Origin of the sequence: Pseudomonas alliivorans (assembly GCF_017826695.1) — a bacterium.
In the GTDB taxonomy this organism is placed as follows: Bacteria; Pseudomonadota; Gammaproteobacteria; order Pseudomonadales; family Pseudomonadaceae; genus Aquipseudomonas; species Aquipseudomonas alliivorans.
Map to the genome: position 1 here is coordinate 219,999 of NZ_JAFFZW010000008.1, position 13,965 is coordinate 233,963.

The 13,965-nt window shown below is 59.1% G+C and carries 9 protein-coding genes and 1 pseudogene; 8 read left to right on the forward strand and 2 right to left on the reverse strand.

Going from position 1 to position 13,965, the window contains the following annotated elements:
- Positions 1 to 13: 13 nt before the first annotated feature.
- Positions 14 to 1,024, forward strand: coding sequence for an alpha-xenorhabdolysin family binary toxin subunit B (locus JTJ32_RS20455; RefSeq protein WP_210043117.1), 1,011 nt, complete (start codon positions 14 to 16; stop codon positions 1,022 to 1,024).
- A gap of 54 nt (positions 1,025 to 1,078) precedes the next feature.
- Here JTJ32_RS20455 and JTJ32_RS20460 read toward each other — a convergent pair whose 3' ends face one another.
- Together JTJ32_RS20460 and JTJ32_RS20465 are read right to left on the reverse strand one after the other, a co-directional pair.
- Positions 1,079 to 1,696, reverse strand: coding sequence for a TPM domain-containing protein (locus tag JTJ32_RS20460; RefSeq protein WP_099226206.1), 618 nt, complete (start codon positions 1,694 to 1,696; stop codon positions 1,079 to 1,081).
- 28 nt (positions 1,697 to 1,724) lie between these two features.
- Positions 1,725 to 2,417, reverse strand: a complete 693-nt coding sequence (locus JTJ32_RS20465; RefSeq protein WP_210043138.1) for a TPM domain-containing protein — start codon at positions 2,415 to 2,417, stop codon at positions 1,725 to 1,727.
- 320 nt (positions 2,418 to 2,737) lie between these two features.
- Here JTJ32_RS20465 and bglX point away from each other — a divergent pair, with 320 nt between their 5' ends.
- The 7 genes and pseudogenes from bglX to JTJ32_RS20500 all read left to right on the forward strand — a co-directional run bounded on the left by bglX (position 2,738) and on the right by JTJ32_RS20500 (position 13,959).
- Complete coding sequence (bglX, locus tag JTJ32_RS20470) at positions 2,738 to 5,062, forward strand: beta-glucosidase BglX (protein ID WP_210043118.1); 2,325 nt, start codon at positions 2,738 to 2,740, stop codon at positions 5,060 to 5,062.
- A 76-nt stretch (positions 5,063 to 5,138) separates the two neighbouring features.
- Positions 5,139 to 6,896 (forward strand): sensor histidine kinase, encoded by a 1,758-nt coding sequence (locus JTJ32_RS20475; RefSeq protein WP_210043119.1) that lies wholly within the window; start codon positions 5,139 to 5,141, stop codon positions 6,894 to 6,896.
- A gap of 6 nt (positions 6,897 to 6,902) precedes the next feature.
- Positions 6,903 to 8,237, forward strand: a complete 1,335-nt coding sequence (locus JTJ32_RS20480; protein WP_210043120.1) for a sigma-54-dependent transcriptional regulator — start codon at positions 6,903 to 6,905, stop codon at positions 8,235 to 8,237.
- Positions 8,238 to 8,456: 219 nt separating this feature from the next.
- Positions 8,457 to 10,838, forward strand: a complete 2,382-nt coding sequence (locus JTJ32_RS20485) for a PAS domain S-box protein (RefSeq protein ID WP_210043140.1) — start codon at positions 8,457 to 8,459, stop codon at positions 10,836 to 10,838.
- Positions 10,839 to 11,073: 235 nt separating this feature from the next.
- Complete coding sequence (locus tag JTJ32_RS20490) at positions 11,074 to 12,399, forward strand: MFS transporter (RefSeq protein WP_184321016.1); 1,326 nt, start codon at positions 11,074 to 11,076, stop codon at positions 12,397 to 12,399.
- A 376-nt stretch (positions 12,400 to 12,775) separates the two neighbouring features.
- Positions 12,776 to 13,120: pseudogene (locus JTJ32_RS20495) on the forward strand (hypothetical protein); the annotation flags it as partial.
- Positions 13,121 to 13,335: 215 nt separating this feature from the next.
- A complete protein-coding gene (locus tag JTJ32_RS20500; protein WP_099226214.1) occupies positions 13,336 to 13,959 on the forward strand; it encodes a flavin reductase family protein in 624 nt (207 codons plus the stop codon).
- Positions 13,960 to 13,965 lie beyond the last annotated feature (6 nt).

Here is a 13,965-nt window from a genome sequence, read left to right on the forward strand (position 1 = left end):
TAAGGATATGGACATGATGAACACTGATGCCTCCCAGGCTGACCCCTTTGCAGCACCCGACAGAGCCCTCATGGACGCGGCTCGTCAACAGATTCATACGCAGATTACGTCTTTGAAGCTCGACTTCCTGCCTGCCATGAAAGAGAAGTTACCGCCTCTGAAAGCGACCCTAAATGCCGCTGATTCGCAATTTGTGGACAACCTGGCGACGATCACCGCACAGCTGAAAACCTTCAGCCATACGGCCATCGACCAGAAGCAACAGCAGATAGAAGCGGATCAGAGCCTGAGCGATGAGCAGAAGAACCAGGCACTCACGCTGCTGAATGCCCAGCGGGTTCGTCAGGCATTGGAGCTGAACAGGGTTTTGGCCAATGCCGCTCAGGCCATTGCACGCACCACCGACGAACTTCAGCAGATCAGGTTGCAACTCGTGGACAGCAACCTGACAGAGACACTGCAAAGGCAACTCAACGGCTTCAATCAACAGGCTGCCGGACAGATAACCCAAATGGACACGGAGGCGGAAGACCGTCGTCTGCTGGATGAAACGGTCAAGACATTCGAGCAGCACAACCTGGCAGACGTATTCAAGGAAGCGTTGCCTACCACGGAAGAGCTGTCCGCAATCGCCATTCCCTCGCCGCACCTCATGGCGCTGCAACTCGGAATCGGTCGACTGCAGACGCTGCTTGGCAAACTCGGCAGCGCACTCAAATATTCCGACCTGATCGCCAAGCGTGACCAACTGCGCAACCGCTACAACAAACTGCTGGCAGAATCCCAGACCGCGCAAAAAGAGGTGAAGGCGATTACTCGAAAACTGGAAGAACTGGCGACATTGGCCAGCCTCGACAATAACAGGACGATTTGGGTTCAGCAGTCCAGAAAGCTCAGTGATTCGCTCTACCGCTTTCTGGAAAACGATTTATCGAAAGTCGAGGATACGGCACTCGTCAATCAGCAGGTCGATCAGCTCAGCGCTTACATGAAGTCCATCTACAGCGTTGATCGCAACGTCTGAGTCGTGCTGAACGCCTGTGGGCAGGTAAACGTGTTCATCGTTACCTGCCTTTTTTCAACCCAATACAACCAGCCGATTGGGCAGCTCATTCCTGCCGTGGGTCACCGGCACATGATCGGCCAGCAACTCGCCGCAGGCATGAATGCAACCTAAAAACCCCTGCAGGGTCTGCCCGTTTCTGACCTGCTGGGTGAAAACATCGACCATCGCCTTCCAGGTATCGTCGTGCAGGCGGCTGGCAATGCCGTGATCAACCAGAATCTCGACGTAGCGCTCGGCTTCGCTGACGAAAACCAGAATGCCGGTTCCGTCGTGGGTCTTGTGCAGGTTCTGCTCCAGAAACTGACGCCGCGCCAGATTGCCCGCCCGCCAGCGGCGCACCGAAGCGGGCACCAGATGCGCGGTCACGCGCGGAATACGGCAGATCAGCGCAACCACAATGAACGTGGTCATCTGCGCCAGCATCAACTCATCGGCACTCAGCCATTGCAGGCAGTAATTGACGGTCCCTGGCAGCAAGAGCCCCAGCAGACCTCCCCAGATCAGCGGCATGTAGGCATAGTCGTCAGCGCGAGCGGCCAGCACCGTCACCAGTTCGGCATCGGTGCGCTGCTCGACGCGATCGATCGCCTCTGCCACTTGCCGCTGTTCTTCTCTGTTCAATAAAGCCATGACTTTCTCATTTTCCCGAACCGGTCATTTACCAATTGCCCGAGGCACCACCGCCATCGAATCGTCCGCCGCTACGGCGGGCAGATTGCTCACTGAGACAAAGACGCCCGACTGAGCGTCGAATACTGACGAATACGATCAGCAGTACAACAAGGGTCATAACAATCGCCGTCAGCCAGACCCTGAAGTCGCCTGTCGGCTCTTCATAAACCGCCAGCCGGGCCGCAGGTTCCGGATAATCCGGGACCTGACCACCCAATGCGGTGATCATCGCCTGAGCGCCGCGTTCGATGCCGGTGGCAAACCGACTGTCATTGAACTCGGGCGTGACCAGCATATTGATGATGAGCGACGCCTGGGCATCGCTCAAACGGTCTTCAAGGCCGGAGCCGACCTCCATGAGCACCTTGCGCTTCTCACGGTCGACCACCAGCAGAGCGCTGTTGGCCTTGCCTCCGCGCCCCAGATCCCAGGCATCACCCAGTTGGGAACCGAACTCTTCGATCGTCGCGCCCTGCAGATCTGCCAGGGTGACGACGACTATTCGCTCACCGGTGGTCTGTTCGTAGGCACGCAGCAGTTTTGCGAGACGCACGGTCGTCTGACTGTCGAGCATCTGTGCTGCATCCACAACACTGCCCGTCATGGGTGGAAAAACCAGTACGGGCTCCCCGGCCTGGGCACGAAATGCCACGCCCAGCGTCATTACCGCGTACAACATCATCTGTAACACACACTTCAAACCTGACCTCCGGTGCTTTTTGAATCCATTGAAACGACCGCCTTAGCCAAAACACAAGTTCCCCGGCATAATCCATCGCCGATGCCGAGCACAGGCCAACCGTTGACCGAGCGAGGATGTGTACAAAAATCAATCAAACCGAAGATTTTCGTACACACCCTGGAAAGACCTCGCGCAACGAAGCGGGCAGCAACTATTCTTGCGCCCTGCTCGAACAATAACGCCAAAGGTCCATAACCCAAAAACTGGCTGTCGGATATTAAACGCGAGTTGTCCACAAAAGCCTTGAGAATTTATTGATGAATAAGCTGTGTTTATTAGGTTTGCTGGTCGGTCTGGCCAGCCACTCCATGATCGCTCAAAGTGCTGCGGCTGTTGATGTTCCGGCCTCTTCCGCTGTTTCGGACAAGACCACACTTCAGGCAAAGAACGCGTTCATCAGCAAACTGATGAAACAAATGACCCTGGATGAAAAAATCGGTCAACTGCGCCTCATCAGCATCAGCGGTGAAATGCCGCAGCCCATGATTCTCAAGGAAATCGCTGCCGGACGCATCGGCGGCACGTTCAACTCCATTACACGCTCGGAAAACCGACCTTTACAGGAAGCGGCAGTCGCCAAGAGCCGTCTGAAGATTCCGATGTTTTTCGCGTATGACGTGGTCCACGGCCATCGCACGATTTTCCCGATCAGCCTCGGCATGGCCGCCAGTTGGGACATGGACGCCATTGCGCTGACCGGCCGTGTGTCGGCCAAAGAAGCCAGCGCCGACGGCCTGGACATGACCTTCGCCCCCATGGTCGACATCTCTCGTGATCCACGCTGGGGTCGCAGCTCCGAAGGCTTCGGTGAAGACACCTATCTGGTCTCGCGCATTTCCGACGTCATGGTCCGGTCGTTTCAGGGCAAGAACGTTGCCGCGAACGACAGCATCATGGCCGCCGTCAAGCACTTCGCCCTGTACGGCGCGGTGGAAGGCGGACGCGATTACAACACCGTGGACATGAGCATGACGCGCATGCACAACGACTACCTGCCGCCGTATCGCGCCGGTGTAGACGCGGGCGCCGGCGGCATCATGGTCGCCCTGAACTCGATCAACGGGATTCCGGCCACCTCCAATACCTGGCTGATGCAGGACCTGCTGCGCAAGGACTGGGGCTTCAAGGGCGTCACGATCAGTGACCACGGTGCGATCAAGGAGCTGATCGAACACGGCGTGGCCAAGGATTACCGTGAGGCGGCCAAGCTGGCGATCAAGGCCGGTGTCGACCTGAGCATGAACGACGTGGCCTACGGCGAGCAGTTGCCAGGTCTGGTCAAGGACGGCGAGGTTTCCATGAAGGAGATCGACAACGCCGTGCGTGAAGTGCTGGGCGCCAAATACGACATGGGCCTGTTTGCAGCGCCGTACGGCCGCATTGGTGTAGCCGCCGATGATCCGGCTGACACCTACTCCGATGATCGCCTGCACCGTGCCGAAGCCCGCGACGTCGCGCGCAAGACACTGGTACTGCTGAAAAACCAGAACGACACCCTGCCGCTGAAGAAGCAAGGCACCATCGCCGTGATCGGCGGCCTGGCGCAGAGCCATCTCGACATGCTGGGCAGCTGGTCGGCTGCCGGTCGTCCCAACCAGTCGGTGACGGTGTATGAAGGTCTGCAGAATGCTGTGGGCGACAAGGCCAAACTGGTCTATGCCCGTGGCGCGAACGTCAGTGACAACGAACACATCCTCAACTACCTGAACTTCATCGAAAAGGAAGTGGAAATCGATCCACGTCCGGCTCAGGAAATGATCGACGAAGCCGTCAAGGTGGCCGAGCAGTCCGACGTGATCGTGGCCGTGGTCGGCGAGTCTCGCGGCATGTCCCACGAATCGGCAAGTCGCAGCAGCCTGACCATTCCCGGCAAGCAACGCGACCTGATCAAGGCCCTCAAGGCCACGGGCAAACCGCTGGTTCTGGTGCTGATGAACGGCCGTCCGCTGGTGCTGGTCGACGAACAGGAACAGGCTGACGCCATGCTCGAAACCTGGTTCCCGGGTACTGAGGGCGGTAACGCGGTGGCTGACGTGCTGTTCGGCGATTACAACCCGTCGGGCAAGCTGGCCATGTCGTTCCCGCGCTCGATCGGTCAACTGCCGGTCTATTACGCACACCTCAACACCGGCCGTCCATACCATGAAGGCAAGCCGGGCAATTACACCTCGCACTACTTCGAAGAGCCGAACGGCCCGCTGTTCCCGTTCGGTTACGGCCTGAGCTACACGCAGTTCGACGTTTCAGACATCAAGCTGTCGGACGCCAACATGGCGCGCAAAGGCAAACTCACCGCCAGCGTGACGGTCAAGAACACTGGCAAGGTTGCCGGTGCAACCATCGTTCAGCTGTACCTGCGTGACATTGCAGCCTCGATCAGCCGTCCGGTCAAAGAACTGAAAAACTTTGAAAAGGTCACCCTCGAGCCAGGCGAAGAGAAAGTCGTTACCTTCACGCTCAGCGAAAACGATCTCAAGTTCTACAACGCTCAGCTCAAGTACGCCGCCGAGCCCGGCGAGTTCAAGGTCATGATCGGTCTCGACTCCCAGACCGTGAAAGAGGCGATCTTCAATCTGTTGTAAGCATTGCTGACGGCACCTTCACGGGCAGATTGCTCATGAAGGTGCCCAGGCGATACGTTCAGGCAGCACAAGAAACATGACCTTCAAGCATCGCTACTGGCGTCTCTCCCTTTATGTGATGCTGATTCTGGCTGGCGCAGCCGTGTCGGCCGGACTGGCGATGCGTCAGGCGCAGCGCCATGCCCTTTCGGAAGACGCCATTCGCGCCAGTGGTCAACTGGCGTTGTACGCCAACACACTGCACACCCTGATCGAACGCTATCGCGCCCTTCCCTCGGTGCTGGCGCTGGATCCGGAAATCCGCACGGCACTGAGCGGTCCGGTCACCGAGGATGTGCAAAACCGGCTCAATCTGAAGCTGGAAAAAATCAATACCGCTGCCCACTCATCGACCCTTGAGTTGCTGGACCGCCACGGTCTGGCTGTCGGCGCGAGCAACTGGCAGACACCCAACAGCTACGTCGGCCACAACTACGGCTTTCGCCCCTACTTTCTGCAAACCCGAGCGCAAGGCACGGGGCGCTTCTATGCGGTCGGTGTGACCACCGGCATTCCCGGTTACTTTCTGTCCAGCGCCGTACTGGACGACGCGTCCGGGTTCATCGGTGCAATGGTGGTGAAACTGGAGTTTCCGACCCTTGAACAGGAGTGGGGCCAAGGCGATGACCTGTTGATGGTGAGTGACGACAAGGGCATCGTCTTCATCGCCAACCAGCCCGGCTGGCGTTATCGGGAACTGGAACCCATCTCGGTCGAAAACCGCAGCGAACTGCTGCGCACACGGCAGTACGACAAGAAACCGCTGACACCTCTGCGCAGCCGAGTCATCGAGCACCTTGGGGAACACAGCCAACTGCGCCGCGTCGATGGCCCGGATGGCACGGAAGACTACCTGTGGCAGTCATTGCCGCTGCCGGACGAAAACTGGACGTTGCACCTGCTGCGCAAACCGCCACTGGCCAACGAAGACATCCGCAACGCCGGAATCGCTGCCGCCGGCATCTGGCTGGCACTGGTGTTTCTGGGCCTGTTCCTTTACCAGCGCTGGCGTCTGGCCCGCTTGCGTGAGCGCAGCCGTGACGAACTTGAACGCCTGGTTCAGGAACGCACCCGCGATCTGCAGACCGCTCAGGATGGTCTGGTTCAGTCGGCCAAGCTGGCAGCGCTGGGCCAGATGTCGGCAGCACTGGCGCATGAAATCAACCAGCCCCTCACGGCACAGCGCATGCAGCTGGCAACCGTGCGCCTGCTATTGGATCAAGGCCGCATCGAGGAAGCCTGCAAGGCACTGATACCGGTGGATCAGCAACTGACCCGTATGGCGGCATTGACCGGGCACCTCAAGACCTTCGCCCGCAAAAGCCCCGCCGGCCTGCGCGAACGGCTGGACCTGGCGACCGTGGTCGATCAGGCCTTGCTGTTGCTGGAACCGCGCCTGCACGAAGAGCATGTCGACTGCGTGTTGCAACTGTCACGCCCGGCCTGGGTGCGCGGTGATGCGATCCGCCTTGAGCAGGTGTTGATCAACCTGTTGCGCAATGCATTGGACGCCATGCGCGGCAGAACACCTGCGCGCCTGGAAATTCGTATCGAGCCATCGGACGGTCAATGGCGCCTGAGCGTCGTGGACACGGGCGAAGGCATCGCGCCCGAAAATCTGACCAGCATTTTCGATCCGTTCTTTACCACCAAACCGGTCGGCGACGGGCTGGGTCTCGGCCTGGCGGTGTCCTATGCAATCATCCATGAACTGGGCGGCCAATTGATCGCGGAAAATCACGGCCACGGTGCGGTGTTCTGGTTCAGCCTGCCCAACGACTTTCTGGAGACCTGACCCGGCATGTTGAACTCGGTCATCGTGGTAGACGACGAAGCCCCCATTCGACAGGCCGTGGAACAGTGGCTGACCCTGTCGGGTTTCACTGTGCAGGTTTTCGCCCGGGCGGAAGAATGCCTGACCGAACTCCCGGAGCATTTCCCCGGCGTGGTGCTCACTGACGTGCGCATGCCGGGCATCAGCGGGCTTGAACTGCTCGCACGTTTGCAGGTTATCGACAAGGATTTGCCAGTCATCCTGCTGACCGGTCATGGCGATGTACCGATGGCCGTCGAGGCGATGCGCGAAGGCGCCTACGACTTTCTGGAAAAGCCCTTCAGCCCCGAAACGCTGATCAGCAGCCTGCGCCGGGCCCTGGAAAAGCGTCAGCTGATTCTGGAAAACCGTCGTCTGCACGAGCAGGCCGATGCCCGCACCCGACTGGACGCCACGTTACTGGGCATGTCGCCCAGCCTTCAGACCTTGCGCCGCCATGTGCTGGAACTGTCGCAGTTGTCGGTCAATGTGATCATTCGCGGCGAAACCGGCAGCGGCAAGGAACTCGTAGCCCGCTGCCTGCACGACTTCGGCCCTCGCGCCAGCAAGCCTTTCGTGGCCCTCAACTGCGCCGCCATTCCTGAACACCTGTTCGAAGCCGAGCTGTTCGGTCATGAAAGCGGCGCGTTCACCGGCGCACAGGGCAAGCGCATCGGCCGCCTCGAATACGCTGACGGTGGCACGGTATTTCTCGACGAAATCGAAAGTATGCCCATGGCACAACAGGTCAAATTGCTGCGGGTACTGCAGGACAAGCGTCTGGAACGGCTGGGCTCCAATCAGAGCATCGACGTCGACCTGCGGATCATCGCGGCGACCAAGCCGGATCTGCTGGAAGAGGCACGCGCCGGACGCTTTCGCGAAGACCTCGCCTACCGGCTCAACGTGGCCGAACTGCGCCTGCCCGCGCTGCGTGAACGACGTGAAGACATTCCGCTGCTGTTCAACCACTTTGCCCGTGCGGCGGCGGCGCGCATGGGACGAGAAGCTCCGCTGGTCAGCGCAGCTCGCCTGAGCCAGCTACTCAGCCACGACTGGCCCGGCAATGTGCGCGAACTGGCCAATGCTGCCGAACGCCAGACCCTGGGTCTGACCCAGCCGGACTCGGAGCCCTGCGCCGAATCGACCGGGCAATCGCTGAGCGCCCAGCAAGAGGCCTTCGAAGCCCAGTGTCTGCGCGCTGCGCTGAACAGACACAAGGGCGATATCAAAGCGGTGCTCCACGAATTGCAGCTGCCGCGCCGGACCCTCAACGAAAAAATGCAGCGTCACGGCCTCACGCGGGAAATGTTCCTGAGCTGAAGACGACGTATCGGAAATACTTGCCTGGATAGAAGCGAACATTTTCAGATGCGCCGGGTCTGCATACTGTCACGTCACCTTTGGTCGTGATGGCTGGATAGTTACAAGGCACAATGACATCATTCCGACCTTGATACTTCAGCCAACCTCAGCAGTCCGAAACATGGGGCATTTTCTACCGTGAATACTCCCCTCGACCTCCCTTTGGGTGGCGGCGAAATGGGTCGGCTTATCCGAGAGACAGACTGGTCGACGTCTGCATTGGGGACCAGAAACAACTGGCCATCGGCGCTGTTGTCCTCAATGAATCTGATGCTCAGTTGCCCGGACAGCATGTACGTGCTGTGGGGGCCTGAATTAACGTTGTTCTTCAATGATGCCTACTGCGCGGTGCTGCCTGTCGCAGCCAGCCAGGCACAAGGGCAGCCTATCGCTTCGGTCTGGGGCGATGCCTGGGAAGACGTACGCCATCTGGCCGAACAGGCGATGGCTGGTCACAGCTGCCGATCCGACGACATCCAGCGCACCGTGACGCGCAACGGAAAATCCGAGCTGACCTGGTGGTCGCTGTCCTATTCGCCGCTCTACGGCAACACGGGCGTGATCGAAGGGGTATTCTGCAGGGTCAACGAGACCACGGCGCACGTGCTCGCCCAGGCCAGACAAAACGAGAACGAAGCCTTCACCGACCGGGTTCTGTCGAGCATCAACGACTGCATCAAGGTCCTGGACCTGGACTCGCGCCTGACCTTCATGAGCGAAGGCGGTCAGCGCATCATGGAGGTCAGCGACTTCAACGCGATCCGTGGCTGCCCGTGGCCGGACTTCTGGCAGAATCAGGGCAATCTCGAAGCCAAGGCCGCAGTCGAAGCGGCCCGGGCGGGAAAGAGCGCCAGCTTCATGGGTTCGGCGCAGACCATGACAGGCACCGTCAAATGGTGGCACGTGCAGGTCAGTCCCATTTTTGGCACCGATGGCAAGCCGGAAAAGATCCTCTGCGTGTCCCGCGACATGACCCAGTTGCGCGACGCCGAAGAAGCCCTGAAAACCCTGAATGAATCGCTCGAACAACGCGTGGCGGAACGCACCCGCGACCGCGACCGCATCTGGCGACTCTCGACCGATCTGATGCTGGTGGCGCAGTTCGACGGCATTATCAACGCCGTCAATCCGGCCTGGACTCAGGCACTGGGATGGTCAGAAGAAGCGCTTCTGGGCAGTCAGTTCCTTATGCTGGTGCACCCTGATGACGTGGACAGCACGCTCGCAGCCATGAGTGGGCTGGAGAACGGCCAGAACATTCCGCACTTCAAGAATCGCTATCGACATGCCGACGGATCGTACCGCACGATTGCCTGGACGGCCGTGCCGGACCAGCAGTTCATCCATGCCGTGGGCCGCGACATCCAGGCCGAAGAGGAAGCCAATGAAGCCCTGAGGCTTTCTCAGGATGCGCTTCATCAGGCACAGAAACTGGAAGCCATCGGCCAGCTCACGGGCGGTGTGGCGCACGACTTCAACAACCTGCTGACCGTGATCCGCTCCTGCAGCGACCTGTTGAAACCCGCTGACCTGGACGAAACCCGTCGGGTCAAATACGTCGAGGCCATATCCAGTACCGTGGATCGCGCTGCACGCCTGACCGGCCAACTGTTGGCCTTCGCGCGTCGTCAGGCCTTGCAGCCGGAGGTGTTCGACGTCGGCGAAAGCGTCGCCCGCATCGGGGAGATGATGGACACCCTGACCGGGTCGCGGATTCAGGTCGATATCGATGTGCCCGCAGAACCCTGTTTCATCTTCGCCGACGGCAGCCAGTTCGACACAGCGCTGGTCAACATGGTGGTCAATGCCCGCGATGCGATGGCGGGCTCAGGCCGCCTGACCATCAAGGTCGAGCGGTCTGCGTGCCCGTCCAGCGAACTCTCCCCATCACTGAGTGAGGGTGATTACGTGACGGTGAGCCTGACCGACACAGGCTCGGGCATTCCCAAGGAAAAACTGGGGCTGATCTTCGAACCGTTCTACACCACCAAAAGCGTCGGTCAAGGCACGGGGCTGGGTCTGTCGCAAGTGTTTGGATTTGCCAAGCAATCTGGCGGCGAGGTGCTGGTTGAAAGCGAACTGGGAAGCGGCAGCCGTTTCACACTGTGCCTGCCCAGCGCGCAGAATCATGAGATCGCTCCCGCGCAGGAAGGCCATACGCTGAGCGCTCTGCCCGGCCTGTGCGTGCTGATGGTGGAAGACAATCAGGACATCGGCACCTACACCCGCCCGATGCTTGAGCAACTGGGATTTCAGGTGGTCTGGGTCTCTAGCGGCAGCGAGGCGTTGCAGGAGCTTTCAGGCAACCCCGAGAGTTTCCAGGTGGTGTTTTCGGACATTGCCATGCCGGGCATGAGCGGTCTTGAGTTGTACGCCGAGATCGAAACGCGCTACCCATGGATGCCGGTCGTGCTGACGACTGGCTACAGCACCGAGTTCGCCCAGTTCGCCCAGGACGAATCGCACCGCTTCGACCTGCTGCAGAAACCTTATGCGCTGGAAGACCTCGCCGCCCTTCTGCACAAGGCAGCGTCTCGACGCACAGAGTCGAAGGACTGAACTACGTGACGGCATGTCCTCGACAGTGATCAGAGGTGCGTTAACTGTTGTGCATGTCGGCCCGTCGGCAATAGGCAATAATCCGCTCATTCAAACACACTGGATGAGCGGATTATTGCTCACTCAAAGCGTTCAACCCCTCTAAAACAACCCTCTCTGGTGTGGCACAGCTCCTGCTATGGAACTGGTCAGGGCATTCAATGCCTCCTCTAAAAATAATGAATAAAGGATCACCATGGAAATTTCCAATTCCCTACCCAAGGGTTCGGCGGGCGCTGCGGCGGCTCCGAAAACCACTTCGAGTCGTCTCAAATCCATTTTCAGCGGTTCGGTCGGCAACATGGTCGAGTGGTACGACTGGTACGTCTACGCCGCCTTCTCGCTGTACTTCGCCAAAGCTTTCTTCCCCAAAGGCGACACCACTGCCCAACTACTCAACACGGCTGCAATCTTTGCCGTCGGCTTTCTGATGCGTCCGATCGGCGGCTGGCTGATGGGCCTGTACGCTGACTACAAGGGCCGCAAGGCGGCGCTGATGGCCTCGGTGCTGCTGATGTGCTTCGGCTCACTGATCATTGCGCTCACGCCCGGTTACGAAAGCATCGGCGTCGGCGCACCGATCCTGCTGGTGTTCGCCCGTCTGCTGCAGGGCCTGTCGGTCGGTGGTGAATACGGCACCTCCGCCACTTACCTCAGTGAGATGGCGACCAAGGAACGTCGCGGCTTCTTCTCCAGCTTCCAGTACGTCACCCTGATTTCCGGCCAGCTCATCGCGCTGGGCGTGCTGATCGTGCTGCAACAGACGCTGACCACCGAGCAGCTGTACGCGTGGGGCTGGCGCATCCCGTTCGTCATCGGCGCGCTGTGTGCCGTGGTTGCCTTGTTCCTGCGTCGGGGCATGGAAGAGACCGAGTCCTTCACCCGCAAGAAAAAGGAAAAGGCCAAGGAAAGCCTGATGCGCACGTTGATGCGTCATCCCAAGGAACTGATGACGGTGGTTGGCCTGACCATGGGCGGTACGCTGGCGTTCTACACCTACACCACCTACATGCAGAAGTATCTGGTGAACACGGTCGGCATGAGTATCACGGACTCGACGACCATTTCGGCTGCAACGCTGTTCCTGTTCATGGTGCTGCAACCGGTAATCGGCGCGCTGTCCGACAAGGTCGGCAGACGCCCGATCCTGATCGCGTTCGGCGTGCTGGGCACCTTGTGCACCGTGCCGATCCTCACCACCCTGCATACCATCCAGACCTGGTGGGGCGCGTTCTTCCTGATCATGGCGGCGCTGATCATTGTCAGTGGCTATACTTCGATCAACGCAGTGGTGAAGGCTGAACTGTTTCCGACCGAGATTCGTGCGCTGGGCGTGGGCCTGCCTTACGCCCTGACTGTCTCGATCTTCGGCGGCACGGCTGAATACATCGCACTGTGGTTCAAGAGTATCGGCATGGAAACCGGCTACTACTGGTACGTTACCGCGTGCATCGCCTGTTCGCTGCTGGTGTATGTCTTCATGAAAGACACCCGCACGCACTCGCGAATTGAAACCGACTGACCTCGCGTCTCAGTGATAAAGGGCAGCCAGCAGCCGGGGCTGCCCTTTTTTGTGGGCACAAAACACACCGTCATTTCATAGGCTGGATATTTCCAAGTGTTTCACCTCGGTGCAGGCTTTGACTTAAAAACAGGCTCAAACCACTGAATTTAATATTATTTTTATTTGTCAAGAGCCTTTATTGCAAGATTTTTCAGAAAACGCACCATCATGATGCCATTAGCCCTGCAAGGCGCGAAAACAGCGCGTTAGGGCCAATTATCATTTTCAGCGATGGTCGGTAGCAATCCGATTAACTTCTTAATAATCCGTCAGCGCGTAGCATTGCCTCCATACCGGGATGACAACTCACCCGACCCAAACTGGAGACACCCTCATGAAAACCACCAAACTGATTTTCGGCCTCGCATTCTCTGTTCTGGCTTCGAGCGCCTTTGCACTGCCAGTCGCTACCACCAGCGACCTGTCGAATGCTCCCATCGTTGCCGAAGGCGGCACCAAGCACACCAATGTCGGCTCGATCCGCGTAGCGTCTGATGGTGCTGATCGCGTCGGTGCAAACCGCCAGGCAGCTGATGGTGCTGACCACGTCGGTGCAAACCGCCTCGCTGCTGACGGTGCCGACCGTATCGGTGCAAACCGTCAGGCTGCCGATGGTGCTGACCACGTCGGTGCAAACCGCCTCGCTTCTGACGGCGCTGACCGTGTAGGTGCAAACCGTCAGGCTGCCGATGGTTCTGATCACGTGGGTGCAAACCGTCTGGCCGCCGATGGCGCAGACCGCGTAGGTGCCAATCGCCGCGCTTAAGCAACACGCGTCACAACACCTCAAAGCCCGGCACATGCCGGGCTTTTCAGTGTCTGAATGCTGGCATCCGCCGCCAAAGCGCAGCACTATGCAGCCAACCCCGTCATTGAGCCGATCAGGAAACACGCATGTCAGACGCTATTCACTCCTATGAACCGTCCAAAGGTCATGGTTTGCCTCACGACCCGTTCAACGCGATTGTCGGCCCGCGACCGATTGGCTGGATTTCTTCCCAGGACGCCAACGGCAAGCTGAATCTGGCGCCTTACAGCTTCTTCAACGCGTTCAACTACGTGCCGCCGATCATTGGTTTTTGCAGCGTCGGCCGCAAGGACAGCCTGAATAACATCGAGCAGACCGGCGAGTTCGTCTGGAACCTGGCGACGCGTTCGCTGGCCGAAGCCATGAATCAGACCTGCGCCCCGGTGGATGCGGACGTCAGTGAGTTCGAACTGGCCAACCTGACGCCGCTGGCCTCGCACATCGTGGCTGTGCCGCGAGTGCTGGAAACGCCGGTGTCGTTCGAATGCAAAGTGACGCAAATCGTCCAGCTACAGCGCGCCGACAAGGAGCTGGTACCCAGCTGGCTGATTCTCGGTGAAGTGGTGGCGGTGCATATCGCCAGATCCCTGCTCAAGGACGGCGTCTACGACACCGCCGCCGCCGAGCCGATTCTGCGCGGTGGCGGACCGGCGGATTACTTTCAGCTGGGCCCTGAAGCACTGTTCAAGATGTTCAGACCGGGCGCCTGATCAGGC

Excerpts from the sequence above, each read along its gene's own strand:
- JTJ32_RS20455 (WP_210043117.1), top strand. The coding sequence starts at position 14 with ATGATGAACACTGATGCCTCCCAGGCTGACCCCTTTGCAGCACCCGAC.
- JTJ32_RS20460 (WP_099226206.1), bottom strand. The coding sequence starts at position 1,696 with ATGGCTTTATTGAACAGAGAAGAACAGCGGCAAGTGGCAGAGGCGATC.
- JTJ32_RS20465 (WP_210043138.1), bottom strand. The coding sequence starts at position 2,417 with ATGTTGTACGCGGTAATGACGCTGGGCGTGGCATTTCGTGCCCAGGCC.
- bglX (WP_210043118.1), top strand. The coding sequence starts at position 2,738 with ATGAATAAGCTGTGTTTATTAGGTTTGCTGGTCGGTCTGGCCAGCCAC.
- JTJ32_RS20475 (WP_210043119.1), top strand. The coding sequence starts at position 5,139 with ATGACCTTCAAGCATCGCTACTGGCGTCTCTCCCTTTATGTGATGCTG.
- JTJ32_RS20480 (WP_210043120.1), top strand. The coding sequence starts at position 6,903 with ATGTTGAACTCGGTCATCGTGGTAGACGACGAAGCCCCCATTCGACAG.
- JTJ32_RS20485 (WP_210043140.1), top strand. The coding sequence starts at position 8,457 with ATGGGTCGGCTTATCCGAGAGACAGACTGGTCGACGTCTGCATTGGGG.
- JTJ32_RS20490 (WP_184321016.1), top strand. The coding sequence starts at position 11,074 with ATGGAAATTTCCAATTCCCTACCCAAGGGTTCGGCGGGCGCTGCGGCG.
- JTJ32_RS20500 (WP_099226214.1), top strand. The coding sequence starts at position 13,336 with ATGTCAGACGCTATTCACTCCTATGAACCGTCCAAAGGTCATGGTTTG.